The 26,763-nt window shown below is 71.4% G+C and carries 21 protein-coding genes and 2 pseudogenes; 9 read left to right on the forward strand and 14 right to left on the reverse strand.

Annotated features, from left to right (window positions below):
* Positions 1-50: 50 nt before the first annotated feature.
* Together yvcK and rapZ are read right to left on the reverse strand one after the other, a co-directional pair.
* Positions 51-1,028: a uridine diphosphate-N-acetylglucosamine-binding protein YvcK gene (yvcK, locus tag QQG74_RS22810; protein WP_341716792.1), complete on the reverse strand. Its 978-nt coding sequence runs from the start codon at positions 1,026-1,028 to the stop codon at positions 51-53.
* Positions 1,025-1,942 carry an RNase adapter RapZ gene (gene rapZ / locus QQG74_RS22815; RefSeq protein WP_341716793.1) on the reverse strand — a complete coding sequence of 306 codons (918 nt, stop codon included), beginning with the start codon at positions 1,940-1,942 and terminating at the stop codon, positions 1,025-1,027. The genes yvcK and rapZ overlap by 4 nt, the downstream gene beginning before the upstream one ends.
* A gap of 188 nt (positions 1,943-2,130) precedes the next feature.
* Here rapZ and QQG74_RS22820 point away from each other — a divergent pair, with 188 nt between their 5' ends.
* Entirely contained in the window at positions 2,131-2,781 is a 651-nt protein-coding gene (locus QQG74_RS22820) for a hypothetical protein (RefSeq protein ID WP_341716794.1), read from the forward strand.
* A 48-nt stretch (positions 2,782-2,829) separates the two neighbouring features.
* Here the strand turns inward: QQG74_RS22820 and QQG74_RS22825 are convergent.
* The 3 genes and pseudogenes from QQG74_RS22825 to QQG74_RS22835 form a co-directional block, all read right to left on the reverse strand.
* Positions 2,830-3,279, reverse strand: a pseudogene (locus QQG74_RS22825) (PhzF family phenazine biosynthesis protein); the annotation flags it as partial.
* A 125-nt stretch (positions 3,280-3,404) separates the two neighbouring features.
* Entirely contained in the window at positions 3,405-4,616 is a 1,212-nt protein-coding gene (locus tag QQG74_RS22830) for a GAF domain-containing SpoIIE family protein phosphatase (protein ID WP_341716795.1), read from the reverse strand.
* 59 nt (positions 4,617-4,675) lie between these two features.
* Positions 4,676-5,554: an alpha/beta hydrolase gene (locus QQG74_RS22835; RefSeq protein WP_341716796.1), complete on the reverse strand. Its 879-nt coding sequence runs from the start codon at positions 5,552-5,554 to the stop codon at positions 4,676-4,678.
* Between the two features lie 103 nt (positions 5,555-5,657).
* Between QQG74_RS22835 and QQG74_RS22840 the strand changes: the two genes are divergently transcribed.
* Positions 5,658-7,622, forward strand: a complete 1,965-nt coding sequence (locus QQG74_RS22840; protein ID WP_341716797.1) for a BTAD domain-containing putative transcriptional regulator — start codon at positions 5,658-5,660, stop codon at positions 7,620-7,622.
* A gap of 67 nt (positions 7,623-7,689) precedes the next feature.
* Here QQG74_RS22840 and QQG74_RS22845 read toward each other — a convergent pair whose 3' ends face one another.
* Positions 7,690-8,226: a TetR/AcrR family transcriptional regulator gene (locus tag QQG74_RS22845; protein ID WP_341721325.1), complete on the reverse strand. Its 537-nt coding sequence runs from the start codon at positions 8,224-8,226 to the stop codon at positions 7,690-7,692.
* Between the two features lie 184 nt (positions 8,227-8,410).
* Here QQG74_RS22845 and QQG74_RS22850 point away from each other — a divergent pair, with 184 nt between their 5' ends.
* Positions 8,411-9,304 (forward strand): virginiamycin B lyase, encoded by an 894-nt coding sequence (locus QQG74_RS22850; protein WP_341716798.1) that lies wholly within the window; start codon positions 8,411-8,413, stop codon positions 9,302-9,304.
* A 47-nt stretch (positions 9,305-9,351) separates the two neighbouring features.
* On the opposite strand, the gene QQG74_RS22855 is transcribed toward QQG74_RS22850, so the two are convergent.
* Together QQG74_RS22855 and QQG74_RS22860 are read right to left on the reverse strand one after the other, a co-directional pair.
* A complete protein-coding gene (locus QQG74_RS22855) occupies positions 9,352-9,534 on the reverse strand; it encodes a DUF397 domain-containing protein (protein ID WP_341716799.1) in 183 nt (60 codons plus the stop codon).
* Positions 9,535-9,559: 25 nt separating this feature from the next.
* A complete protein-coding gene (locus QQG74_RS22860; RefSeq protein WP_341716800.1) occupies positions 9,560-10,414 on the reverse strand; it encodes a helix-turn-helix transcriptional regulator in 855 nt (284 codons plus the stop codon).
* A gap of 145 nt (positions 10,415-10,559) precedes the next feature.
* Here QQG74_RS22860 and QQG74_RS22865 point away from each other — a divergent pair, with 145 nt between their 5' ends.
* On the forward strand, positions 10,560-11,090 hold the full coding sequence (locus QQG74_RS22865; protein WP_341716801.1) for a hypothetical protein: 531 nt from the start codon (positions 10,560-10,562) through the stop codon (positions 11,088-11,090).
* 85 nt (positions 11,091-11,175) lie between these two features.
* Positions 11,176-13,142: pseudogene (gene recQ, locus QQG74_RS22870) on the forward strand (DNA helicase RecQ).
* Between the two features lie 26 nt (positions 13,143-13,168).
* Here the strand turns inward: recQ and uvrC are convergent.
* Positions 13,169-15,148 carry an excinuclease ABC subunit UvrC gene (gene uvrC / locus QQG74_RS22875; protein ID WP_341716802.1) on the reverse strand — a complete coding sequence of 660 codons (1,980 nt, stop codon included), beginning with the start codon at positions 15,146-15,148 and terminating at the stop codon, positions 13,169-13,171.
* Positions 15,141-15,407, reverse strand: coding sequence for a hypothetical protein (locus tag QQG74_RS22880; protein ID WP_341716803.1), 267 nt, complete (start codon positions 15,405-15,407; stop codon positions 15,141-15,143). Before QQG74_RS22880 ends, uvrC begins: the two co-directional genes overlap by 8 nt.
* Positions 15,408-15,508: 101 nt before the next feature.
* On the opposite strand from QQG74_RS22880, the gene QQG74_RS22885 reads away from it, so the two are divergent.
* The gene (locus tag QQG74_RS22885) at positions 15,509-18,769 is read left to right on the forward strand and encodes a penicillin acylase family protein (RefSeq protein ID WP_341716804.1); all 3,261 of its coding nucleotides are present in this window, start codon (positions 15,509-15,511) and stop codon (positions 18,767-18,769) included.
* A gap of 54 nt (positions 18,770-18,823) precedes the next feature.
* Here the strand turns inward: QQG74_RS22885 and QQG74_RS22890 are convergent, their stop codons facing one another.
* The 3 genes from QQG74_RS22890 to rsgA form a co-directional block, all read right to left on the reverse strand.
* Positions 18,824-19,303, reverse strand: coding sequence for a Rieske (2Fe-2S) protein (locus QQG74_RS22890; protein WP_341716805.1), 480 nt, complete (start codon positions 19,301-19,303; stop codon positions 18,824-18,826).
* 117 nt (positions 19,304-19,420) lie between these two features.
* Positions 19,421-22,420 carry an excinuclease ABC subunit UvrA gene (uvrA, locus tag QQG74_RS22895; protein ID WP_341716806.1) on the reverse strand — a complete coding sequence of 1,000 codons (3,000 nt, stop codon included), beginning with the start codon at positions 22,418-22,420 and terminating at the stop codon, positions 19,421-19,423.
* A gap of 408 nt (positions 22,421-22,828) precedes the next feature.
* Complete coding sequence (gene rsgA, locus QQG74_RS22900) at positions 22,829-23,839, reverse strand: ribosome small subunit-dependent GTPase A (RefSeq protein ID WP_341716807.1); 1,011 nt, start codon at positions 23,837-23,839, stop codon at positions 22,829-22,831.
* Between the two features lie 169 nt (positions 23,840-24,008).
* Between rsgA and QQG74_RS22905 the strand changes: the two genes are divergently transcribed.
* Both QQG74_RS22905 and QQG74_RS22910 read left to right on the forward strand, forming a co-directional pair.
* Complete coding sequence (locus QQG74_RS22905) at positions 24,009-24,725, forward strand: maleylpyruvate isomerase family mycothiol-dependent enzyme (RefSeq protein ID WP_341716808.1); 717 nt, start codon at positions 24,009-24,011, stop codon at positions 24,723-24,725.
* Positions 24,726-24,730: 5 nt separating this feature from the next.
* Positions 24,731-25,384: an MBL fold metallo-hydrolase gene (locus QQG74_RS22910; protein ID WP_341716809.1), complete on the forward strand. Its 654-nt coding sequence runs from the start codon at positions 24,731-24,733 to the stop codon at positions 25,382-25,384.
* A 302-nt stretch (positions 25,385-25,686) separates the two neighbouring features.
* Here the strand turns inward: QQG74_RS22910 and QQG74_RS22915 are convergent, their stop codons facing one another.
* A complete protein-coding gene (locus QQG74_RS22915; protein WP_341716810.1) occupies positions 25,687-26,295 on the reverse strand; it encodes a VTT domain-containing protein in 609 nt (202 codons plus the stop codon).
* A gap of 234 nt (positions 26,296-26,529) precedes the next feature.
* On the opposite strand from QQG74_RS22915, the gene QQG74_RS22920 reads away from it, so the two are divergent.
* Complete coding sequence (locus tag QQG74_RS22920; protein ID WP_341716811.1) at positions 26,530-26,733, forward strand: cold-shock protein; 204 nt, start codon at positions 26,530-26,532, stop codon at positions 26,731-26,733.
* The last annotated feature ends 30 nt before the right edge of the window (positions 26,734-26,763 follow it).

The following is a 26,763-nucleotide window of genomic DNA, read 5'->3' on the forward strand; positions in this document are numbered from 1 at the left end:
CGTCCCCTCACGGACCGGTTCCGGCGTGTCGCCGGAGATTACGTACGTGTCTAACGATCGGCACCCAGGACGGGCACCAGGGCGGCGCCCAGGGCAGCCGGATCATGACGGGGAGTGCCGTCGTGGACCGCTACGGGAGCGAGTACCAGTCGCGCTCCAAGCGATTCTGCCGCACGGCCCACCGGTTCGGGGTCACCGACCGCCTTGGCGTCGGCAAGCACGAAGTCGACCGCCAGCTCCGGCAGGTACCAGCGCAGCGCCGCCAGGTGGTCGGCGACGGAGAGACCGAGGGTCTCCTTCTCGGCGGCCAGGTTGAGGGTGACCAGCCGGCGGGCCGGGCTGGCCAGGATCGCCGCGGCCAGCTGCGGCACCAGCAGGTGCGGCAGCACGCTTGTGTACCAGCTGCCCGGTCCGAAGATCAGCCAGTCGGCCGCGCCGATCGCGGTGACCGCCTCCGCGCAGGCCGCCGGTGCCTGCGGGGTCAGCCGCAGCGACTCGACCCGGCCGGTGGTGACCGCCACCTGGTGCTGGCCGCGTACGGTGCAGACCTCGTCGGGGCGGCCCGGGTCCGCCCCGCGTACCCGGGCCTCGATGCCGACCGGCTGGCGCGACATCGGCAGCACCCGCCCGACCGCGCCGAGCATCGCCCCGGCGTGTTCCAGGGCGGCCACCGGGTCGCCGAGCAGCTCCATCAGCCCGCAGAGCACCAGGTTGCCGACCGCGTGCCCGGCCAGCCCGTCGCCCCGGGTGCCGGTGGCGTTCGTCGCCTCGGCGAAGCGGTGCTGGAACAGCCCGGCGCTGCGCCGGGTGGCGGGATGATCCCCGGCGAGCGCGACCAACGCCTGGCGCAGGTCGCCGGGCGGCAGTCCGCCGCGCTCGGCGCGCAGCCGCCCGCTGGAACCACCGTCGTCGCCGACCGTCACCACCGCGGTGATGTCCAGGTCCAGCTCGGGTGCGCAGCGCCGCAGCGCCCGCAGCGAGGCGGAAAGGCCGTGGCCGCCACCGAAGGCCACCACCCGGATCGTCATTCCCGCCCCAGGTCGCGGTGCTGGGCGTTGGCGGCCAGGCCGGTCCGCCGCAGTCGGGCGGCCAGTTCCTCGGCGATCGCCACGCTGCGGTGCTTGCCGCCGGTGCAGCCGACCGCCACCGTCAGGTACCGCTTGCCCTCCCGCTCGAAGCCGGCGGTGGTGGCGTTGACCAGGTCCGCGTACGACTCCAGGAAGGCGTCCGCACCCTCCTGGCCCAGCACGTACGCGCTTACCGCCTCTTCCCGCCCGGTGTGCTCGCGCAACTCCGGCACCCAGTACGGGTTGGGCAGGAACCGGGCGTCGAGCACGAAGTCGGCGTCCGGCGGCAGGCCGTACTTGAAGCCGAAGGAGATCACGGTCAGCCGCAGCCGGCGGGTGTCCTCCGCGCCGAACAGCTCCTCGATACGCCGACGCAACTGGTTGACGTTGAGGTGGCTGGTGTCGATGATCACGTCCGCCTGGTCGCGGGCCTCCTCCAGCAGGCCGCGTTCGACCGCGATGCCGTCGGCGAGCCGTCCGTCGCCCTGCAACGGATGCGAGCGTCGGACGCTCTCGAAGCGGCGGATCAGCACCTCGTCGTCGGCGTCGACGAAGACCACCCGGGGCGCGTAGCCGCGCTCCTTCAGCTCCCGGATCGCCTCCGCCAGGTCGGTGGAGAAGGCCCGGGAGCGGACGTCAAGCACCATCGCGGTACGCCGGGCCGCCCCACCGGCCTTCACCGCCAGCTCGGCCATGTCCAGCAGCAGAGCCTGCGGCAGGTTGTCCACCACGTAGAAGCCGACGTTCTCCAGGGCCCGGGCCACGGTGCTGCGGCCACCGCCCGACAGGCCGGTGACCACGACAAGCGTGGTGTCCGTCTCGGCCGCCGTGCCGGAAACACCTGCGTGGTGACCGGTCGTGTGCGCCTCGCCCACCCCATCAACCCCCAAGCCGTGGCGCCGCGGTCGGGACCGACCGGGCATGGTCAAACAGCGACTCTAGTGCGGTGTGCAGGACCGTTGCCAGTGCCGCCACGAGCGGCCCGGCCAGCCCTGTCGTGCCTGGACATCCGCCTGTCGTCTGGTTGACGGCGGGCGGTGCCGCCAGGCGCTATTCTCCGGCAATGGGCAGACACGGGGCGCGACTGCGCTGGGTGGTGGCCCTCGTCTCGGCCACCGTCGCTGTGCTCGCCACCATCGACCACGCCCGGCAGCGTGAACGCGAGCACGCCGCCAGCCCCGACGCGGTCACGGTCACCGTCGAGGCCATGCTGCCGGCAGCCGACCAGGTGGCCGACCTGACCGCCGCGTACGGCTGGCGAAACGGCTCCGCGATCACCGGCGACCCCGACAACCAGTCGGTGCTGCTGCGGCTGAACTGGACCGGGCCGAGCCAGCCGGGCACCTACCAGGTGATCCTGCTGGACAACCGGCTGACCCCGGCCCGGGTGCTGCCGCCGGTCGGTGGCCGGGACACCGACGGCAGCGTCGGGGCCAACTGGGCCGACTCCTACGAGAAACTCGCCGAGCGGTACGACTGGCTGGCCGGCCTCGTCACCCGCCCGGAGTCGAGCGACTCGCTGCGTACCCCGGACAACCTCGGCGCGGTGGGCACCTCGGCGACGGCCGGCGGCAGCCTGGTGGCGCTGTTCCGGATGGGCCCCGGCGCCGCCCCGCTCACCGACCCGTCGGACCTGCTTGTCGCCTTCTGCCACGTCGACTTCTCCGGCACCCCCCGCTGGGCCAAACCGGTCCCCGTGCCGGCACCCTCCTGACCGCTCGCCGCCGCCCCTGGTCGGTGTCGGTGCCAGCGGTCCGCGCGGTCAGGCCCCGGGCAGTTCCGCGAGGGCGACGGCGGTGCCGGTCACCGCGATCCCGGTTCCGGGTTGGGCGGGGATGTCCACAGTGAGCAGGCTCGGTCGGCCCATGTCCTCGCCCTGCTGCACGGTGACCGTTGCGGGCGGCGTCACCAGACGCATCTCGCGCAGATAGCCACCGAAGGCGGCGGCTGCCGCGCCGGTCGCGGCGTCCTCGACGACCCCGCCGGGCGGGAACGGGTTACGCGCGTGGAACACCAGCGCCGACTCGCGGTAGACCAGGTCGATTGTGGTCCAGCCACGGGCGGCCATCAGGCTGCGCAGCGCCGGCACGTCGTAGTCCAGGTCGGCCAGGCGCTGGCGGCTCGCGGCGGCCACGATGGGATGCCATGCCCCGGCGTACGCGACCCGCGGCGGCAGCGTCGCGTCGAGGTCGTCACGCCGCCAGCGTCCAGCACGACACCGGCCGGGTTGCCGCCGGCTGGATCGGCAGTGAACGCGGCGTATCGGAGGATCTCCATGATCGGAAACCTAGGCAGCGCACTCGGTACGCCAGGCGCGGGGCGGTCGCGCGCAGCGGCTCAATCGGCGCGGCGGATGGCCAGCAGGGCGACGTCGTCGGTCGGCCGCTCGTCGGCCGCGGCGGCCATGATGTGGTCGCACAACGCCTCGGTCGGCCCCGACTGGATGGCGTTGGCGAGCCGCTCGATGCCGGTGTCGATCAGTTCGCCACGGCGTTCGACAAGTCCGTCGGTGTAGAACACGAGCGTCGCGCCCGGCGGCAGGTCCAGCACCGTGGTGTGGCGGTCGGCGGGGGGCCGGCCCACGCCGAACGGCCGGTCCACGACGAGATCCACCAGACGGGCGGGTTGGCCGGGAACGGCCAGCAGCGGCCGTAGGTGGCCCGCGCAGGAGAGGTGCACAGTCGTACGGTCGGGAGCGATGAGGGCGTAGAGAGCGGTGGTGAGGGTGCCGGCCTCGAAATGATGGATCTTGCGATCGAGGGAGGTGAGCACCTCCGCCGGATCGTGACAGTCGAGTGCGTAGGCGCGTAGCGCACTGCGGATGCGCCCCATGACGACGGCGGAGGGCAAACCGTGACCGGAGACGTCGCCGATGACGGCACCCAGCCAGCCCGACGGCAGGGTGAACACGTCGTACCAGTCACCGCCGATGCCCAGGTCGTGACCGGGCACGTACCGGGCGGCCAGTTCCAGTCCGAGGATGTCGGGTAGCCGGCTGGGCAGCAGGCTGCGTTGCAGGGCCAGCGCCGCCTGCCGGGCGAGGACCTGCGCCCGGACCTGGCCTGCGGAGCTGGCGCGATCGGCGACGAGCTGCAACAGCTGCACATCGTCGGCACCGAAGTGCCGCAGGCTCAGGGAGCCGACGTGCAGCACGCCGACCAGATTGCCGTTGGCCAGCATGGGCACACCCAGCAGGGCACGTACCCCCGCGTCGAGCAGGATCGGATTCACCACGTCGGCAGGGGTGACGTCGTAGATCACCACGGGCGCGGCGGTGGCCGCCACGCGGCCGGCGAAGCCCACTCCGACCCGAATCCGGAATCCGCGCCGCACCTCCTCCTCCAGGCCCTTGGCGGCCGTCGCGACGAGTTCACCGGTGTGGCCGTCCAGCAGCAGGATGGTGGCGGTATCGACCTTGAGCAGGTCCCGAACCCGGTCAAGCAGCTCCTCGAACAGGTCGGCGACGTTCAGGTTGGACAAGATCGGGTCGGTGATCGCCTCGAATCGGCGCAACCGCTCCTCGTTTGTCACCAGCTCGGCGTCAGCCACGCAGGCAGCCTAGCGGCCAACCCCCCGCCAGCAGCATCGCGGCGGCCCGGATGGTGCAGCTACCGCACCATCAGGGTGCGCAGCACCGTGCTGATCTCGTCCGGCGCTTCCTCGGCCATGAAGTGCCCGGCCGACGTGGTGCGGTGCTCCAGATCCGCGGCCCAGTTGTGCCACAGCGCGGTCGCGTCGTAGCCAAGCGCGGCACCCCAGTCCTGCTGGACGACGGTGACCGGCATCGACAGCTGGCGTCCGGCGGCCCGGTCGGCCCGATCGTGGTCGATGTCGATGCCGGCCGAGGCGCGGTAGTCGGCGACGATCGAGGGGACCGCCGCGCGGGAGGCGCGCAGGTACTCCGCCCGCACCTGCGCCGGAATGGCCTGCGGATGCTGGGCCCAGACGTCGAGGAAGTAGCCGAAGAAGGCGTCCGCGCTGGCGCTGATCATCTGCTCGGGCAGGCCGGGCGGCTGGGCCATCAGGTACAGGTGGAAGGCGACCGCGGCGGAGGACCCGTGCAGAATGTCCCACATGTCCAACGTCGGCAGCACGTCGAGGATGGCGAGGTGGGTGATCGCCTCCGGATGGTCGAGGCCGGCCCGGATGGCGACGAGGGCGCCGCGGTCATGTCCGGCCAGGGCGAAGCGCTCGTGGCCGAGCTTGCTGGCGAGGGTGACGACATCGGCGGCCATGGTCCGCTTGGCGTAGGTGTCGGCGTCGCGGGCGACGGGCTTGTCGCTGGCACCGTAGCCGCGCAGGTCGGGACAGAGCACGGTGTGGTCGGTGGCCAGGTCGGTGGCGACGTGCCGCCACATGACGTTGGTCTGCGGGAAGCCGTGCAACAGCACGATCGGGCTGCCCGTACCCCCCACCGCCACGTTCAGGGTCACGTCCCCGTCGACGGCGACGCGCTGGTAGTCGAAACCGGGAATGCCAATAGTCATTGTTGTCCTTTTCTCGTCGGGTGGACGATCCCAGCTTGCCGAGCGCGGATGAGCAGACGATGAGCGCGATACGTTGTGCCCAGACGGAAGGGCGGTTCGATCAGTGCAGGTCAGCTTCGGTGTGCTCGGGCCGGTCGTCGCCTGGGACAGCGCCGGCGCGCCGCTCGACCTGAAGGGGCCGAAGCACCGGGCGGTACTGGCGCGACTGCTCGTCGCACGCGGTCGGGTCGTACCTGTCGACCGCCTCGTCGACGACCTGTGGCAGGAGCCCGCACCGGGCGCGGTGGCAAGCGTCCGCACGTTCGTGGCGGCGTTGCGGCGCGCCCTGGAACCACAGCGCCCACCGCGCGAGGCGGCTCGGTTACTGGTCACCGAGGGCCCGGGCTATGCGCTCCGGGCGGCGTCCGACGCGGTCGACGCCTGGCGGTTCGCGGACGAGGTAAGCGCCGCGTCCACCGCGCCGCCGCACGCGGCGGTCGAACGACTCGACCGCGCCCTGGGCTGGTGGCGCGGGCCCGCGTACGCCGGCCTCGACGACGAGCCGTGGGCGCTGGTCGAGCGTTCCCGCCTCGAACAGCTCCGGCTGAACGCGATCGAGCAGCGTGCCGAGGCGCGACTGACCGTCGGGCGCGCCTCGGACGTGGTACCGGATCTCGACGCCCACGTGGCCGAACATCCGTGGCGGGAGGAGGCGTGGCGGCTGCTGGCGCTGGCCCTGTACCGCGCGGGCCGCCAGGGTGATGCGCTCGCGGTGTTGCGCCGGGCCCGCAGTCTGCTGCGGGAACAGCTGGGCATCGATCCGGGCCCGCGGCTGCGTGGCCTGGAGACCGACATCCTGCGGCAAGCCGATCGGGTCGACGACACTGACGCGGTGAGGGGACCGGAACGGGTCTGGGCGGAGACCGCAGCGGCGTACGACCGCACGGTCGCCGCCGGCTCCGGGTCCCGGCTGGAGTCGACGGTCGGCCTGCTGCGAAGTCTCGCCGTGACCGGGCCGAGCGGACTTGAGGCGGCGCGGCAGCAGCGGATCGCGGCCATCACCGCCGCCGAGCAGCTTGGTGATCCCGAGCTCACCGCCCGGGTGATCGGCGGCTACGACGTACCCGCGATCTGGACTCGCTCGGATGATCCGGCCCAGGCAGCGCAGATCGTGGCGGCGGCCGAGCGGGCCCTGGCCGCCGCACATCCCGGCTCGTCCGAGGCCACCCGAGCCCGACTGCTGGCCACCATCGCGGTGGAGTCACGCGGTACGCGCGCGGCGCGCGGAGCCGAGGCGGCCCGGGAGGCGGAGCGGATCGCGCGTCGTCTGGGTGACCCGGCCCTGCTTGCCTTCGCACTGAACGGCGTGTTCATGCAGACCTTTCACCGCGCGGGCCTGGCACCCGAGCGGGACCGCATCGGCGCCGAACTGGTCACCCTCTCCGCCCAGCACGGCCTGGGAACGTTCGAGATCCTCGGCCATCTCGTCCGGTTGCAGGCCCGCAGCGCGCTCGCCGACTTCGCCACCGCCGACCAACACGCCAGCGCGGCGGACCGGCTCGCCGAACGGCACGACCGCCCGCTGGTCGGCGTGTTCACCACGTGGTACCGCGCGCTGCGACTGGCCGCGACCGAGCCGTCGCCGCAAGCCGCCGAAGCGGCCTACCGCGACGCGGCGAACCGGCTCGCCACCGCCGGCATGCCCGGCGTCGACCGGGGCCTGCTGCCGCTTGCCCTGCTGTGCCTGCGGGTGTCTGCTGGCGAACCGGTACGCCTCGACGACGAACCCGATTTCGGCCCCTACCTGCCCTGGGTGCGCCCACTGGTCCTACTGGGCCGGGACCGCCCGGCCGAGGCCGCCGCAGCGCTGCGTCAGGCCCCGGATCCGCCGCGCGACCTGCTCTTCGAGGCCATCTGGTGCCTTCGGGCACAAGCGGCAATCGCCCTGGACGACCGGACAGCGATGAAGCGCGCCCGGCTCGAACTCACGCCGGCCGCCGACGAACTGGCCGGGGCCGGCAGCGGCATGCTCACCGCCGGCCCCGTCGCACGCCACCTCGCCGACCTCGACGCGGCCCTGAGCAGATGAGCGGGCTCATTGTCACCGGCCCGTGTGCCCGATCGGCAGCCGCAGGAGCTTCAGCCGTACGGAAGTTCTATCGGTCGGTGAAGGCGCCGGCGCGGGCGGCGGTGGCCGCGCTGCGGGCGACGCGTTCGGCACCGCGCGCGTCGCCCGCCTCCCGCATGAGTACCAGCTCGTGATACAGCGGGGCGGTTGCGGCGATCAGCAGCCGGCGGGCGTCGGTGCCGGCCGGTATCTCGCGGCGTTCGACGGCGCGTCGCACGATCTCGGCGCAGCGGTCGTACCGGCCGGCCCAGAACGAGCGCAGGGCGTCGGCGGCCTGCGCGGACCGGAACGACGCGGCGATCAGCGCGACGGTCACCGGGTCGGCGGTCAGTGCGGCATGCACCTCGTGGTTGATCGCGATCAGGTCACCCTCAAGCGAACCCGTGTCGGGCGGGCGCCACGCATCGACGCTCGCCTCGGCCAGGACGTCGGCCAGCAGGCCACCGACATCCCGCCAGCGCCGGTACACCGTCGTGCGGTGTACGCCCGAACGCTCGGCCACCACGTCGATGCTCAGTGAGTCGTAGCCGTGCTGCACCAGCTGGGCGAGCGCGGCGTCGAGCACGCGGCGCCGGACGGCTGCGCTGCGCCCGCCGGGCCGGCGCATCCGGCCGGTCACGGACTCGTCGGAAAGATCGCTTGTCGATCGGGGCGACGCCATGCCACGATGTTATCGCTACATGCGTAGCTTTAATGAGCGAGGACCTCATCGAACGCATCGCCATCGAGAACGGACTGGAGCGAATCTCGTGACATCGGCGCTCATCCAGGAACACCCGGTGACCGACGCCAGCCACGGTCTGTACGCCGTCACCACCGGTCCCGACGGCGCGCTGTGGTTCACGCTCGCCCACTGCGGCCAGATCGGACGCATGGTCCCGGGCCAGGAGCCCACCACGTACCAACTGGACCCGGCCGGGCAGCCCACGATCATCGTCACCGGCCCAGACGGCGCGCTGTGGTTCAGCGAGTCTCGGGCCCACCACATCGGCAGAATCACCACCGACGGCGAGACCACCCGATTCCCCGTACCCAGCCGCGACGGTGGGCCCTACGGCATCGCCACCGGGCCCGACGGCGCGCTGTGGTTCACCGAGATGAACGCCGATCGCATCGGCCGGATCACCACCGGCGGCGAGACCATCGACTTCCCGCTCCCGGTCACCGGCGCCTTCCCGTCGGCCATCACCGCCGGTGCCGACGGCGGCATGTGGTTCACGATGAACCAGGCGAACGCGATCGGCCGGATCGACCCGGACGGCACCATCACCACGCACCCGCTGCCGACCGAAGCCGCCGCCCCCGTAGGGATCGCCGCCGGCCCCGACGACGCCATCTGGTTCGTCGAGATCGCCGCCGGTCAGATCGGGCGGATCACCCCCGACGGCACGATCCACGAGTTTCCGCTACCGGACCGAACCGGCCGGCCGCACGCCATCACCAGCGACGACAACGGAGCCCTCTGGTTCACCGAGTGGGCCGGCAACCGCGTCGGCTCCATCACCACGGACGGCACAATCGAAGTCCATGACCTGCCCACGCCGCGCTCCGAGCCACACGGCATCACCCTCGGGCCCGACGGCGCTCTGTGGACGGCATTGGAGAACGGCGCCCTGGCCCGCATCACCACCCCCGGTCGCTGACGGCGGCGTGCCGGCGTACTGGCCGGACCAACGCGGCACCGCCGAGATCAGCCGGGCAACCTGGCCACGAACGCCGACCAGGCAGCCCGCTCGAAGCGCAGCACCGGCCCCGCCGGATCCTTGGAGTCCCGCACCGCCAACCCGTCAGTCACCTCGGCGACCTCGACACAGTCCGAGCCACTCGCGCTGCTTCGGCTGCTCTTGCGCCACGTCAACTGGTAAGCGGTCATCGGTCGGCCCCTTATGGATAGGAGGTCAATCCGGATAGTCGTCAGCCACCCGACGCAGGAAGGCGACTGACTCGTCGGGGTCGAGCGCCTTGGCCATGAGGTGGTCGAACACGAGTCTATATCGGGCTACGTGTCCTTCCTCTTCGAGCAACAGCGTGCTGGCGTCGTTGTCGAGGTAGACGACCGTCGGGTCCACCGACGGATCGGCGTAGTCGAGCAGGGTGAAGGGGCCGCCCATCGCCGCATGGGCACCGGCAGCGAAGGGCAGGATCTGCACCTCGACGCTCGGCAGTTCACACGCCTCGATCAGCCGCGCGACCTGCACCCGCATCACCTTCGGCCCGCCGACCATCCGACGGACCACAGCCTCGTCGATGATGATCCACACTCGTGGCGGGTGATCTCTGGAGAGCAACGCCTTACGGCCCAGGCGCGCTGCCACGCGCCTATCGATCTCATCCTGATCGGCAGTGCTGCGGCCGGCCCGGACAATGGCGCGGACGTACTCCTCGGTCTGCAACAGGCCCGGCACATAGAGGCTCTGAAACGTGCTGATGGATGTTGCCTCGGCCTCGAAGCCGACATAGTCGTCCGGCAGCACGTCGCCGTACGCACTCCACCAGCCCTTCTGTCGGGCTTGCCGGTGCAACGCGGTCAGCGCCTCTCGCTCCTCCTCGGTGGCGCCGTACAGGTCGAGCAAGGTCTGCACGTCCTTGGCCATGACCCGGGAGTGCCCGACCTCGAATCGAATGACCTTCGTCCGGTGCCAGCCAAGCTCCTTGGCCACCTCCTCGGCGGTGCGACCCGTCCGGTCACGCAGCCGGCGCAGTTCCCGTCGCAGCCGACGGGCTCTGATCGTCGGGCTCGGCACGTGCGTCATCCTCACCACCTCCACGTACAGCGACCGATCTTCTACGGGAAGTGAGATCAAATCAAGTCATCGCCGAAAGAAGTATGACGTTGCATTTCTAGTCGCAATGGTCCAGGATCGGTAACCACTTCACTACTCAGCGATAGGGGTGGCCATGACGGACAACCGGTCGTCGCGGTGGGGGCGGTTCGAGCGGGTCGCTGGGTTCGCGGAGGAGTTGTCCGCCGTACTGGATGGGGCTGACGTGTCCGAGCGGCAGCGGGCCGCGATCGCTCACGCGCTGACCAGGCCGAGCGCCCTCACGGCGTACGTCGATGCGCTTGTGGACCGCTACACGACGGAGCGCGAGCGGCACTCGGGCGGCCAGCCGCCCACCAACGCGGGCCGGTTTCCCCGCCGCTGGACGCTGCACCTGACCTATCTCGCCGCCGACATCCAGGAGGCCCGGGATCAGGCGGTCCTCTACACGGAGGGGCTCACCATTCTCCGGCCCGAGTTGCCGGCCGGTGCGGCGCTGCTGTCCCGGGCCGACGCCTGGAACCATGTCGAGCCGCTGTTCTGCGGTCGGATCGGCCCGGACAACGAGATCTGCATGGACGTCACCGGGCATCCCGGCTTCCACAGCGCGACCGGCGCCACCGGCCTGAGCTGGGGCGACGGCGACGACCCGCAGACCGCCAGGTGAAACAGCGGGTTCGCACCTCGACAGTTCCGCCGCAGATTGCGGGCGGCACGCGAGCCGTAGGACGCGGCGCTCATAGAATCCTCGGATGGTCTCCCCCGCCGACCCGAGCAGCGCCGGTCCGAGCAGCACCGCCGTGAGCAGCACCGACGTGAGCGTCACCGACCTGGTCGCCGCCGACGCGCCCACCGGGGAGAAGGTGACGGCGGCGCTCGACGTACTGCGACGGGTCTTCGGGTACGACGCCTTCCGTGGCTTCCAGCGGGAGGTGATCGACCACGTGGTGGCCGGCGGCGACGCGCTTGTGTTGATGCCGACCGGCGGCGGCAAGTCGCTGTGCTACCAGATCCCGGCGCTGGTGCGCGACGGCGTCGCGGTGGTCATCTCGCCGCTGATCGCGCTGATGCAGGACCAGGTGGACGCGCTGACCGCGGTCGGGGTCAAGGCCGGCTTCCTCAACTCGACGCTCGACCTGGACACCCGCCGGCTGGTCGAGGCGGAATTCGTGGCCGGCGAGATCGACCTGCTGTACCTCGCGCCGGAGGCACTGGCCAGCCGGGCCACGCTGAGCCTGCTGGACCGGGGCCGGATCAGCCTGTTCGCGATCGACGAGGCGCACTGCGTGTCGCAGTGGGGGCACGACTTCCGCCCGGACTACCTGAACCTGTCGATGCTGCACGAGCGCTGGCCGGGCGTACCACGGATCGCGCTGACCGCCACCGCGACCAGCGCCACCCGGTCCGAGATCGCCGCCCGGCTCAACCTGACCGAGGCCCGGCAGTTCGTGGCCAGCTTCGACCGGCCCAACATCCAGTACCGGATCGTGCCCAAGCGGGAGCCGCGCAAGCAGCTGCTCGCCCTGCTGCGCGACGAGCATCCCGGCGACGCCGGCATCGTCTACTGCCTGTCCCGGGCGTCGGTGGAGAAGACGGCGGAGTTCCTGCTCGCCAACGGCATCGACGCGCTGCCGTACCACGCCGGTCTGGACGCGGCGACCAGGGCGGCGAACCAGCAGCGGTTCCTGCGCGCCGACGGCGTGGTGATGGTGGCGACGATCGCCTTCGGGATGGGCATCGACAAGCCCGACGTACGCTTCGTCGCCCATCTTGACCTGCCGAAATCAGTCGAGGGCTACTACCAGGAGACCGGCCGCGCCGGCCGGGACGGGTTGCCGTCGACCGCCTGGCTGGCGTACGGGCTCCAGGACGTGGTGCAGCAGCGCAAAATGATCGACACGTCCGAGGGCGACCTGGCCCACCGACGTAACCTCGCCGCCCACCTCGACGCGATGCTGGCGCTCTGCGAGACGGTCCGCTGCCGCCGGGCGCAGTTGCTGGAATACTTCGGCGAACCGGCCACCGGCGGCTGCGGCAACTGCGACACCTGCCTGGAGCCGCCCGAGTCGTGGGACGGCACGGTGGCGGCCCAGAAGCTGCTCTCCACGGTCTACCGGCTGGACCGGGAACGCCACCAGCGCTTCGGTGCCGGACACTGCATCGACATCCTGCTCGGCCGCAGCACCGACAAGATCGTCCAGCATCGGCACGACGGGCTTACCGTCTTCGGCATCGGCGACGAGCTGAGCGAGGCGGAGTGGCGGGGCGTGGTGCGGCAACTGCTCGCCGAGGGGCTACTCGCGGTCGAGGGCGACTACGGCACGTTGGCGCTCACCGACGCCAGCGCCGAGGTGCTCGGCAAGCGGCGTACCGTGATGCTGCGCCGCGAGCCGGCCCGCCTGCCGCGCGCCGCCGCGCGTACCGCCAAGCCCGGGGCGCGGCCACGGTGGTCGCCGAGCTGCCGGCGGAGGCGGCCGGCACGTTCGAGCGGCTGCGCGCCTGGCGCGCGGCGACCGCCAAGGAACAGGGCGTGCCGGCGTACGTCATCTTCCACGACGCCACGCTGCGCCAGATCGCCGCCACCTCCCCCACCACCCTGGCCGAGCTGTCCCAGATCAACGGCGTCGGCGAAACCAAGCTCGCCAAATACGGCACCCAACTCCTCACCACCCTCACCCCCCTCAACGAGGTTGATCATGAGGTTGGCGGCAATAGTTGATCTTCAAAGTGCCGCTAACCTCATGATCAACCGGGCGGTGTGGGGGTGGGGTGGGAGGGGTGGGAGGGTGGGAGGGGTGGGAGGGGTGGGTGGGGGTTTAGGGCGGTCAGGATGGTTTGGGCGGTGCGGGGGCCGATGCCGGGGACTTCGGTGATCTCGTCGACGGTGGCGGAGGCCAGGCGCTTGAGGGAGCCGAAGTGGCGCAGCAGGGCCTTGCGGCGGGTGTCGCCCAGGCCGGGGACGTTGTCCAACGCCGAGGCGGTCATCCGCTTCGAGCGGCGCTGGCGGTGGAAGGTGATGGCGAAGCGGTGCGCCTCGTCGCGTACCCGTTGCAGCAGGTAGAGCCCCTCCGAGGTGCGCGGCAGGATGACCGGGAAGTCGTCGTCGGGCAGCCAGACCTCCTCCAGCCGCTTGGCCAGCCCGCACAGCGCGACGTCGTCGATGCCCAGCTCGGCGAGGGCCTGCGCGGCGGCGGCCACCTGCGGCGCGCCGCCGTCGACCACCACCAGCTGCGGGGGGTACGCGAACTTGCGCGGGCGCCCGGTGGTCGGGTCCACCCCGGGCCGGTCCGGATCCGACGCGGTCTCCTCGCCGATCTCACCGGTCTCGGCGCGGGCGTCGAGATAGCGGGCGAAGCGGCGGCGCAGCACCTCGGACATCGCGGAGAGGTCGTCGGTGGCCCCCCGGACGATGAACCGGCGGTATTCGCTCTTGCGGGGCAGCCCGTCCTCGAAGACGACCATGCTCGCCACCACGTCGGTGCCCTGGATCTGCGAGACGTCGAAACACTCGATGCGCAGCGGCGCCGTACGCATGCCGAGCGCCTCGCTGATCTCGTCGAGGGCCTTGCTGCGGGTGGTCAGGTCGCCGGCCCGCTTGAGCTTGTGCCGGGCCAGGGCGTCCTTCGCGTTGCGCTCGACGGTCTCCAGCAGGGCGCGCTTGTCGCCGCGCTGCGGCACCCGCAGGCTCACCCGGCTGCCCCGGTGGGCGGAGAGCCAGTCGGCCAGCGCGTCGGCGTCGGCGGGTAGCTCCGGCACCAGCAACTCGCGCGGCACGTCGGTCTCGCCCTGCTCGCCGCCGTAGACCTGGGTGCAGAAGTGGTGCACCAGGTCGCCAAGGGTGAGGTCCTCGGTCTTCTCCACCACCCAGCCGCGCTGGCCGCGCACCCGGCCGCCCCGGACGTGGAAGACCTGCACCGCGGCTTCGAGCGGGTCGTCGGCGAAGGCGACCACGTCGGCGTCGGTGCCGTCGCCGAGCACCACCGTCTGCTTCTCCATCGCCCGCCGCAGCGCCGCGACGTCGTCGCGCAACCGGGCCGCCCGCTCGAACTCCAACGCCGCGCTGGCCTCGGCCATCTCGCGTTCCAGCTTGCGCACCATGCTGTCGGTGCGTCCGGCCATGAAGTCGCAGAAACCGTCGACGATCTCGCGGTGCCGCTGCGCGGTGACGCTGCCGACGCAGGGTGCCGAGCACTTGCCGATGTAGCCGAGCAGGCAGGGCCGGCCGACCTGGCCGGCGCGCTTGAACACCCCGGCGGAGCAGGTCCGCGCGGGGAAGACCCGCAGCAGCAGGTCGAGCGTCTCGCGGATCGCCCAGGCGTGCGAGTACGGCCCGAAGTAGCGCACCCCCTTGCGCTTGGCCCCCCGCATCACCTGCAATCGCGGGTATTCCTCGTCCAGCGTTACCGCGAGGTAGGGGTAGGACTTGTCGTCGCGGTAACGGACGTTGAACCTCGGGTCGTACTGCTTGATCCAGGTGTATTCGAGCTGGAGCGCCTCGACTTCGGTGCCCACGGTGACCCAGTCGACCGCCTCGGCCGTGGTGACCATCTGCCGGGTCCGCTCGTGCAGACCCAGCAGATCGGCGAAGTACGAGTTGAGCCGGCTGCGCAGGTTGCGGGCCTTGCCGACGTAGATCACCCGACCGGTGCCGTCGTAGAAACGGTAGACCCCCGGTGACTCGGGGATGGTGCCGGCGGCAGGCCGGTAGGTCGACGGATCAGCCACACTCCGAGACTAGTCGCCGCCCCCGACAGCCCAGATCACCCCCGAGCTGGTCGATCTCGGCACCGCTGCGGCCGAGTTGGTCGATCTCGGCACCGCTGCGCCCGAGTTGGTCGATCTCGGCACCGCTGCGCCCGAGTTGGTCGATCTCGGCGCCGCTGCGGCCGAAGAAGCCGGCGAGGTCCCCGCCGGGCGGCGCGGTGGAGGTCACCCCCACCGAGGTCGGGCTGCCGGCGGCCGGCGCACCGACGGGGCAGGCCAATTGACGTCTTCCAATACCGGGCGGGGCAGCTTACCATCCAGTAACTGAATGTTCTTCATGTAACGATCCGCCCGTTGATCCCCCGTCCACAGAGGATCGCCATGCCTGGTCATACCGCCCGCCGGCTGCTCGCCGGGGCGACCGGTGCCATCGCCGTCGCCGCCCTGCTCGTCGCTGTCCCCACCACCGCCACCGCCACCCCGACCGCCGCCACCCCGACCAACCGCACCCTCGCCAGCAACGTCGCAAACGCCTTCGCCGGCAACGACTACTGCCTCGGGGAATGCGCGGAGATCCTGCCGCCCGGCCAGAACGGCAACGCCACCCTGGTCGAGGTCCTGGGCAACCAGGCACTCGGCACGCTGCCCCGGCACTCCGCCGACCAGCTCGACAAGTACGCAAACCTCGTCTACGGCTACGCCGGCCTGCGCGCGGAGCAGATCGACACCTTCTTCCTCGACGCCTCCTTCGGCGTCGCCCCCAACCAGGTCGAACGCGACTACTCCCCGCGCTCCGACGTGCGGATCGTGCGGGACCGGGTCGCCGGCATCCCGCACATCACCGGCACCACCCGGGGCGGCACCATGTACGGTGCCGGCTACGCCGGGGCCGAGGACCGCCTCTTCACCATGGACCTGCTGCGTCACGTGGGCCGGGGCACGCTTACCTCCTTCGCCGGTGGCGCGCCCGGCAACCGCGCCCTGGAGCAGAGCGTCTGGCGTACCTCGCCGTACACCGAGGCGGACCTGGCGGCCCAGGTCGAGGCGCTGCGGCGCAAGGGTGGGGCACGCGGCGAGCAGCTCTACGCCGACGTGCAGGAGTACATCGCCGGAATCAACGCCTACATCCGCACCTGCATGGCCAACCGCAACTGCCCCGGCGAGTACGTGCTGACCGGTCACCTCGACGCGATCACCAACGCCGGCGGCCCGAAGCCGTTCACCATGACCGACCTGATCGCGATCGCCGGTGTGGTCGGCGGCCTGTTCGGCGGCGGAGGCGGCAACGAGATGCAGTCCGCGCTGGTCCGCATCGCCGCCCGGGCCAAGTACGGTCCGGTCGAGGGCGACCGGGTGTGGAACGGCTTCCGGGGTCAGAACGACCCGGAGACCGTGCTGACCCTGCACGACGGGCAGAGCTTCCCCTACGGTGACGCCGCCCCGGACGCCCCAAGCGTGGTGCTGCCGGACGCCGGGTCGGCCCGGGTCGAGCCGATCGTCACCGACGCGACCGGCTCCGCCACCGCCACCTCGACCTCGAACCACGCCTCGGAGTTGGCCGCCGCGCTCTCCGGGCTGACCATCGACCCCGCGCACCGGGGCATGTCCAACGCGGCGGTGATCTCCGCCGAGCATTCGGCGACCGGCCACCCGATCGCGGTGTTCGGGCCGCAGACCGGCTACTTCTCCCCGCAGCTGCTGATGGTGCAGGAGTTGCAGGGTCCCGGGATCAGCGCCCGGGGCGCCGCGTTCGCCGGGCTCAACCTGTACGTCCTGCTCGGCCGGGGCCAGGACTACGCGTGGAGCGCCACCTCGTCCATCCACGACATCACCGACACGTACGCGGTGCCGCTCTGCGTACCCGGTGGCGGGACGCCGACGCTGGCCAGCAACCACTACCTGTTCCGCGGTCAGTGTCTGGCGATGGAGGAGCTGTCCCGGGTCAACCGGTGGTCACCGACCGTCGCCGACAGCACCCCGGCCGGGTCGTACAAGCTGGTCGCCTGGCGGACCAAGCTGGGCCTGGTGGCCTGGCGCGGCACCATCGACGGCCGACCGCACGCCTTCACCCAGCTGCGCTCCACCTACGGGCGGGAGGCCGACTCGGCGATCGGCTTCCAGATGTTCAACGACCCGACCCAGATGGGCACCGCCGAGGCGTTCCTCACCTCGGCCCACCAGGTGGAGTACGCCTTCAACTGGTTCTACGTCAACTCCACCCAGTCGGCGTACTTCAACTCCGGGCTCAACCCGGTGCGCGCCGCCGGCAGCAACCCGAACCTGCCGATGAAGGCCGAGCGGGCCTACGAGTGGCAGGACTTCGACCCGGACGCCCGCACCGCCCGGTACGCCCCACCTTCCGCCCACCCCCAGTCGATCGACCAGGACTACTACATCAGCTGGAACAACAAGCAGGCCAAGGACTTCGGTGCGGCCGACGGCAACTTCAGCTTCGGCGCGGTGCACCGGGGTGACCTGCTGGACAAGCCGGTGAAGGCGGCCATCGCGGCGGGCCGCAAACTCGACCGAGGCTCGCTCACCGAGTTGGTGCAGCGGGCCGGACTGACCGACCTGCGCGGTGCGGAGGTGCTCGGCGAGCTGATCCGGGTGCTGGAGAGCCAGCCGGTCACCGACACCGCGCTGACCGCCGAGATCAACCGGCTGAAGGCCTGGCGGCAGGCCGGCGCGCTGCGGGTGGAAACCAGCAAGGGCAGCAAGGTGTACCAGCACGCCGAGGCGATCCGTACCTTCGACGCCTGGTGGCCGCTGCTGGTCCGGGGCATGTTCCGCGACCCGCTCGGTCCGGACCTCTACCAGTCCCTGATCAACACCCTCCAGGTCAACGAGTCGCCCTCCGGGCTCCAGCAGGGCGACGTGTCGAACCTGCCCTCCTCGGCGAACGGCGCGCAGACCCACAAGGGTTCGGCGTTCCAGTACGGCTGGTGGGGCTACGTCGACAAGGATCTGCGGTCGGTGCTGGGTGACCCGGTCGCCGGTGGTCTCGGCCGCACCTTCTGCGGCGGCGGCAACCTGGGCTCCTGCCGGCAGATCCTGCTCGACACCCTGCGCACGGCGGCGACCACGCCGGCCGCCACCACCTACCCGGGCGACGACAGCTGCGCCGCCGGTGACCAGTGGTGCGCCGACGCGATCATCCAGTCCCCGCTGGGCGGCATCAAGCACGCCACCATCGCCTGGCAGAACCGCCCCACCTACCAGCAGGTGGTCTCGTTCCCGGCCCGGCGCGGTGCCGACCTGACGAACCTGGCCGCCGGGCGGCCGGTGACGGCCTCCAGCAACCAGCTGCTCTACCCGGCCGCCCGGGCCGTCGACGGTGACCTGGGCACCCGGTGGGCCAGTTCCTGGTCCGACAACCAGTGGATCAGGGTGGATCTGGGCAGCGTACGGCCGGTCGGCCGGGTGGTCCTGGCCTGGGAGGCGGCGTACGCCCGGTCGTACCGGATCGAGGTCTCCACCGACGGGACGACCTGGCGGCAGGTCTGGTCGACCACGGCGGGTGACGGCGGCACCGATGTGCTCGCCTTCCCGACGCAGCAGGCCCGCTACGTCCGGATGACCGGACTGACCCGGGCCACCTCATACGGCTTCTCGCTCTGGGAGCTGTCCGTCTACGCCCACTGACGGCGACCGGTGGTGGCCGGGCGCCGTTGGCCCCGGCCACCATCGGCAGGCAGCTCAGGCGAGCGATATCTGGTCGCCTTCGACCTTTACCTCTTTTGCCGCGAGCGGCGCGGGTGACGGTCCCGACTGGACCGAGCCGTCCGTGATCGAGAACCTGCTGTTGTGGCAGACACAGTTGATCGTGCCGCCCTCGACGTTCGACACGTTGCATCCCTGGTGTGGGCACTTCGGGTCGAAGCCCCGGAACTCCCCCGCCGAGGGCTGGGTGACCACGATCCCCTGGGCGGCGAGCACCGCACCCCCACCGACCGGGATGTCGGTGGTCCGGGCCAGGGACTGGCTGCCCTGCCGGTCGCCGCCGCCCGCGTCGCCGGTAGCCGTCACGGCCGGGCCCGGGCTGGCCGGTGCCGCACCGTCGTCGTCCCCGCCGCCACAGGCGGCCAGCACCGCCGCCGCGCCGACCGCACCCGCGCCGGCCAGCAGCGCACGCCGGCTGCGGCCCTCGCCTTCGATCACCACCTGGTCGTCAGTCATCCGCCCACCCTCCTCGACTACCACCCGTGCCCGCCCCCGTGGTTACTGTTCTCAACGGACCACTCTGCCCGGCGGTCACCCGATCGACCACCCCAGGCCGGTGCCGCCGACGTGCCCTCAGCGGGCGGCGGCGGCCTTGCGGCCACCGCGCGCCTTGCTGCCGTTGGCCCCGGTGCCGTTCGCCCTACCGCCGCTGGCCTTGTCGCCGTTGGCCTTGGTGCCGTTCGCCTTGGTCGCCCGGGCGGTCGCCGCCGCCGCGCCCTTCGCCGCGCCGTCGAGCTTGAGCACGGTACGCAGGAACTGCCCGGTGTGACTCTCGGTGACCTCGGCAACCTCCTCGGGGGTGCCGGCGGCGAGCACCGTGCCGCCCCGGTGCCCGCCCTCGGGGCCCATGTCGATCAGCCAGTCGGCGCTCTTGATCACGTCGAGGTTGTGCTCGATCGTGATCACCGTGTTGCCCTTGTCGACCAGCCCCTCCAGCACCAGCAGCAGCTTGCGGATGTCCTCGAAGTGCAGGCCGGTGGTGGGCTCGTCGAGCACATAGACCGTTCGCCCGGTGGACCGCTTCTGCAACTCGGAGGCGAGCTTGACCCGCTGCGCCTCCCCGCCGGAGAGGGTGGGCGCGGGCTGGCCCAGGCGTACGTAGCCGAGACCCACGTCGACAAGCGTCTTGAGGTGCCGGTGGATGGCCGGGATGGCGGAGAAGAACTCGGCCGCCTCGTCGATCGGCATGTCCAGCACGTCGGCGACGGTCTTGCCCTTGTAGTGCACCTCCAGGGTCTCCCGGTTGTACCGGGCGCCCTTGCAGACCTCGCACGGGACGTACACGTCGGGCAGGAAGTTCATCTCGATCTTGATGGTGCCGTCGCCGGAACACGCCTCGCAGCGACCGCCCTTGACGTTGAACGAGAACCGGCCCGGGCCGTACCCCCGGACCTTGGCCTCGGTGGTCTCGGCGAACAGCTTGCGGACGTGGTCCCAGACGCCGGTGTAGGTGGCCGGGTTGGAGCGCGGCGTACGGCCGATCGGCGACTGGTCGACGCCGACGACCTTGTCGACGTGCTCCAGCCCGGAGACCCGGGTGTGCCGGCCGGGTACCAGCCGGGCACCGTTGATCTGGTTGGCCAGCACCGCGTAGAGGATGTCGTTGACCAGGGTCGACTTGCCCGAGCCGCTGACCCCGGTGACCGCGATCAACTGGCCCAGCGGGAAGCTCACGGTCAGGTTGCGCAGGTTGTGCTCGCGCGCCCCGTGTACCACCAACTCCCGCCCCGGCGTCTGCGGCCGGCGGCCCGGCGGCGTCGGGATCTCCCGGCGACCGGCCAGGTACGCCCCGGTCAGCGACTCCGGGTTCGACAGCAGCGCCGGCACCGAACCGCTGTGCACGATCCGGCCACCGTGCTCACCGGCGCCCGGGCCGATGTCGACGATCCAGTCGGCGGTGCGGATGGTGTCCTCGTCGTGCTCCACCACGATCAGCGTGTTGCCCAGCCCACGCAGCCGGACCAGCGTCTCGATCAACCGGTGGTTGTCGCGCTGGTGCAGGCCGATGGAGGGCTCGTCCAGCACGTAGAGCACACCGACCAGGCCGGAGCCGATCTGGGTGGCCAGCCGGATGCGCTGCGCCTCACCGCCGGAGAGGGTGCCGGCCGGCCGGTCCAGGGAGAGGTAGTCCAGGCCGACGTCGAGCAGGAACCGCAGCCGCGCGTTGATCTCCTTGAGCACCCGCTCGGCGATCAGCTTCTGCCGGTCGGTCAGCTCGATGCCGGCCAGCAGGTCCGCGCACTCCCCGACCGACAGGTTGCAGACCTCGGCGATGCTGCGCCCGGCCAGCGTGACCGCGAGCACCTCGGGCTTGAGCCGGGCACCGCCACACGCTGCGCAGGGCACGTCGCGCATGTAGCCCTCGTACTTCTCCCGGGACCACTCACTCTCGGTGTCGGAGTGCCGGCGCTCGATCCACTGCATCACGCCCTCGAAGCCGGTGTAGTACGAGCGCTCCCGGCCGTACTTGTTGCGGTAGCGCACGTGCACCTGGTCGCCGGAACCGTGCAGGATGGTCTTCTGCGCCCGGGACGGCAGCGCCCGCCAGGGCGTGTCGATGTCGAAGTGCTCCGCCTCGCCGAGGGCCTCCAGCAGGCGCAGGAAGTATTCCAGGTTGTGCCCCGTCGACCAGGGCTGGATCGCGCCCTCGCGCAGGGTGCGCTCCGGGTCGGGGATCACCAGCTCCGGGTCGACCTCCTTCTTGGTGCCCAGACCGGTGCACTCCGGGCAGGCGCCGTAGGGCGCGTTGAAGGAGAAGACCCGCGGTTCCAGATCCTCGATCGCCAGCGGGTGGTCGTTGGGGCAGGCCAGGTGCTCGGAGTAGCGGCGCTCCCGGGCCGGATCGTCCTCGGGCAGGTCGACGAAGTCGAGCAGGACCAGGCCGCCGGAGAGCCCGAGCGCCGCCTCCACCGAGTCGGTGAGCCGCTGCTTGGCGCTCGGCTTGACGCTCAGCCGGTCGATCACCACCTCGATTGTGTGCTTCTCCTGCTTCTTGAGCTTCGGCGGGTCGGTGAGCTGGTGCACCACGCCGTCCACCCGGGCCCGCGCGTACCCCTTGGCCTGGAGTTCGGCGAAGAGGTCGACATACTCGCCCTTGCGACCCCGCACCACCGGGGCCAGCACCATGAACCGGGTCCCCTCGGCCATCGCCAGCACCCGGTCGACGATCTGCTGCGGGCTCTGCTTGGAGATCCGCTCGCCACAGACCGGGCAATGCGGCTCACCCACCCGGGCGAAGAGCAGCCGCAGGTAGTCGTAGACCTCGGTGATGGTGCCGACGGTGGAGCGCGGGTTGCGCGAGGTCGACTTCTGGTCGATCGACACCGCCGGGCTCAGGCCCTCGATGAAGTCGACGTCCGGCTTGTCCATCTGGCCGAGGAACTGCCGGGCGTACGACGACAGCGACTCCACGTAGCGACGCTGCCCCTCGGCGAAGATCGTGTCGAAGGCCAGGCTCGACTTGCCCGACCCGGACAGCCCGGTGAACACGATCAGGGCGTCCCGGGGCAGGTCGAGGCTGACGTCACGCAGGTTGTGCTCGCGTGCGCCACGGATGATCAGACGGTCGGCCACGGTCCGTGTACTCCCGGGTGAGGTGAGAAGGAAGATCTGTCCGCTTTTCGGATGACCTGAGCGGCCGTCCCAGCGGTTGTGCCAGCGCGGAGAGTGCGCCCCGGCAACTGTAAACCCGCCCCCCGACAACTTCCCCTCCCACAACCCCCACCCCCTCCCTCCTCCCACCCTCCCACCCCCACCCCCACCCCCACCCCCACCCCCACCCCCACCCCCACCCCCACCGCGCCGATCTTGCACTTTCCGTCGCCGATACACCCGCTTCGCGGCTTATGCGGGGACAGAAACCGCAAGATCGGCGCAGCGAGCGGGCGGGGACGGAAACCGTGAGATCGGCGCGGCGAGAGGGGTGGGGTGAGGTGAGGTGAGGTGGGGTGAGGTGGGGTGGGGTGAGAGGGGTGGGTGGGGTTAGCGGCGGGGGTGGGGGGTGCGGCGGCGGCCGGTTTCGTGGGCTATCTCGCGGTGCAGCCGACGCCAGCTCTCCCAGCGGCGCGCCGCAAGGGTGCCGGATTCGAGCGCCGCCCGTACGGCGCAGCCCGGCTCGGCCTCGTGGCCGCAGTCGCCGTACCGGCAGTCGGCGGCGAGATCGGCGATGTCCACGAAGGCCCGGTCCAGGCCCGCCGCGCCGTCGAGCAGACCGACCGCCCGTACGCCAGGCGTGTCGAGTACCGCACCGCCACCCGGCAGCGGCACCAGCGCCCGCCAGGTGGTGGTGTGCCGGCCCTTGCCGTCGACCCGGCGGATCGACTGGGTGGGCATCACCGGCATCCCGGCGAGCGCGTTGACCAGGCTCGACTTGCCCGCGCCGGACGGTCCGAGCAGACCGAGGGTTCGGCCCGGGCCCACCTCGGCGCGCAGCGGATCCAGCCCGGTGCCGCGTTCGGCACTGACCGGCAGCACCGGCACCCCCGGCGCGACGCTCCCGAGCTGGCGGGCCACCGCCGCCGGGTCGGCCGCCAGGTCGGTCTTGGTCAGCACGACCAGCGGCCGGGCACCCGACTCGTGGACCAGCGAGAGCAGCCGCTCGATGCGGCCCACGTCCGGCGCGGGGTGCACCGGCTCCACCACCGCGGCGGCGTCCAGGTTGGCGGCCAGCAGTTGGCCGCTGGCGTCCTTGCCGGCGGTCCGCCGGATCAGGGCGGTACGCCGGGGCAGCACCGCCTCCACCGTCACCCGCGCGTCGGGCCAGGTGCCGAGCAGCACCCAGTCGCCGACGCCGGGCAGCCGGCTGGCATCGCCGGCCGCGGCGACCAGCACCGCCCCGCCCGAGGAGGCGCGGACCGGCCCGTGCTCGGTGAGCACGGTGCAGACGCCACGGTCGACCCGGGCAACCCGGCCCGGACGGTGGTCGGTACGGGTACGACGCAGGTACGCCGCCCGGTCGGTGTCCCAACCCAGGGCGGTCAGGTTGATTGCCATTGCTCCTCGTTCAGGGTCGGTGCGGGTATGACATGCGTGCGGTGACCGGCATGACCACCACCTCCCCCGCTCCGGCGCCGCGAACCAACCCGACGGTAGGCCGCGCCGGTGCCCGGCCGGAAGCGAATTCCCCGGCGACGCGACCCGACCGGGAGGATAGGGTCGAAACGTGACCAGCGACCCCCTCCTGTTGACCGGTGACGTGGACGACGCCACCGCTCGGCTGCTGCGTACGGCGGCTCGCTTCGACACCGCCGACCTGGCGGCGCCGTCGCTGCTGCCCGGCTGGACCCGCGGTCACGTCCTTGCCCACCTGGCCCGCAACGCCGACGCCTTCGTCAACCTGCTCACCTCGGCCCGCTCCGGTGCGCGGATCCCGATGTACGCCAGTGCGCAGTCCCGGGACGCCGACATCGCCGCTGGCGCGCCCCGCCCGCCCGAGGAGCAGCTCGACGATCTGCGCCGCAGCGCGGACCGGTTCACCGAGGCGGTCGCCGCGATGCCGCCACAGGCATGGTCGGCAACGGTCGAGACCCGACGCGGGTCCTGGCCGGCCGCCCTGCTGGTCTGGGGCCGGTTGCGGGAGCTGGAGGTGCACCACGTCGACCTGGCCGCCGGTTACCAGCCGGCCGACTGGGCGGCCGAGTTCGGTCACCGGCTGCTGCACGAGGTGGCCACCGCGTTCGCCGGCCGCGACGACGCCCCGCCGATGGTGTTGCGCTTCGACGGCAGCCGCCACGAACTGGTGATCGGCGACCGCGAGCAGGCCCCCGTCGTCGCCGGTACGGCAGCCGAGTTGGCCGGCTGGCTGACCGGCCGCAGCCCCGGCACCAACCTGACCGTCACCCCCGACGGCCAGCTGCCCCGCCCACCCGAATGGATCTAGGAGCTATGCCCTACAGCGGAGACGTCACTTCCGGCGGCCCCCCGGCGGTACGCGAACTCGACCGACTGATCATCACCAAGCTCTCGGTCGGACCGATGGACAACAACGCGTACCTGCTGCGCTGCCGCTCCACCGGCGAGCAGCTGCTCATCGACGCGGCAAACGAGGCGCCCCGCCTGCTGGAGCTGATCGGCGAGGACGGGCTGCGTACGGTGGTCACCACCCACCAACACATGGACCACTGGGTGGGGCTGGCCGAGGTGGTGGCCAGGACCGGCGCTCGCGCGCTGGTGCACGCCGACGACGCGGCCGGCCTGCCGATCGAGACGCAGACCCTGGTCGACGGCGACACCGTGCCGGTCGGCGACTGCACCCTGGAGGTAATCCACATCAAGGGGCACACGCCGGGCTCGGTGGCCCTGCTCTACCGCGACCCCGAGGGCACCCCGCACCTCTTCACCGGCGACAGCCTCTTCCCGGGTGGGGTGGGCAACACCGATCAGGACCCGGAGCGCTTCGCCACGCTCATCGACGACGTCGAGCAGAAGCTCTTCGACCGGCTGCCGGACGAGACCTGGTTCTACCCGGGGCACGGTCGAGACTCGACGCTCGGCGCAGAGCGTCCGCAGCTGCCCGAGTGGCGGGCGCGCGGCTGGTAGCCACGGCGTTGCCTCGGCTCCCGGCCCGACCCTGCCCCGCGCGGCGGTCGGGCCGGCTGCTGTCCGGTACCTGACGGGGTCCGCATGCTGGGCGCAGCCACGGCTCAGCCTGGTCATGCATCGATAAACTCGGATGCCATCTCTTACCCCTTCGGGAGGTGGCCCAGTGCAGCCCCAGTCCCTCTTCGGCAGTCTGACCGCTGCGAATCCATTCTGGACAGACAGGCACTGCGCCGCGTCAACTGGTGGGGCCAGGCCACACCGTGATCCGCACGGTCGACCCGGCCGGGCCGGCCGGGTCGTCAGCCGGTGACGGTACGCAGCCGACGCCGGGTGGCGAGCAGCACCAGGGTGGCCAGCAGCAGGCCACCGACCATGGTGACCAGCAGCGGGCTCGCGCCGGCCGGGAACAGCCCGGCCAGCAACCGCGACGCGGTGCCCACCGCCAGGTAGAGACCGGCCCACGCGCCCGCACCGAGCGCGGCGAAGCCGAGGAAACGCCGGTACGACATGTGCAGCCCGCCCGCCGCCAGGGGCAGCAGCGCGTTGAACACCGGCAGGAAGGGTGCGACGAACACCAGCCGCCCGCCGTCGCGGCGCAGGATGCCCTCCGCGGCCACCCACCGAGCCTCGCCGACCCAGCCGCCGAACCGGCTGTGCCGTAGCCGGTCGCCCCACCTGCGGCCGACGAGGAAGCTCAGGGACCAGCCGGCGAGGCAACCGGTGACCACCGAGACGAAGGCCGCCAGCCCGGTGCCGGGGCTGCCGACCGCCACCGCCGCGAGCACCGCCACGTCGCCCGGGACGAGCACACCGAACAACGGCACCGCGTCGAAGAGCATGACCACCCCGAGCACCGTCATCAGCAGTGCCACAGGTAGCTCTCCGATCTGGGCCAGATGTTCTGCCATACCTCGTACGCTAGGGCCTGCCCCCGGACGTCCGACACCGGGATTCCACCTGAGGTTTCTCCGGGTCGGCCTGGTCCACGACGTGCGGGCTGGCCGGGCGGCGACGTCACCGCGCCGTCATTCCTGAGGCGCTTCGCCCGGCAAATTGCCTTTCCACCGGTTACTGTCGGGAAGGTATTGGGCGATCACCGTCAGAGATCCGGTGACCGTCCGCGAAACAAGGAGAGAGAACGTATGGCAACCGGCACCGTGAAGTGGTTCAACTCGGAAAAGGGCTTCGGGTTCATCGAGCAGGACGGCGGAGGCCCCGACGTCTTCGTCCATTACTCGGCAATCGCGTCGAGCGGCTACCGCGAGCTGGCCGAGGGCCAGAAGGTCGAGTTCGAGGTGACTCAGGGGCAGAAGGGACCGCAGGCGGACAACGTTCGCTCGCTGTGACCGGTGCCACCACGGCTGCGGGCGGTCACC

Origin of the sequence: Micromonospora sp. FIMYZ51 (assembly GCF_038246755.1) — a bacterium.
Classification (GTDB): Bacteria; Actinomycetota; Actinomycetes; order Mycobacteriales; family Micromonosporaceae; genus Micromonospora.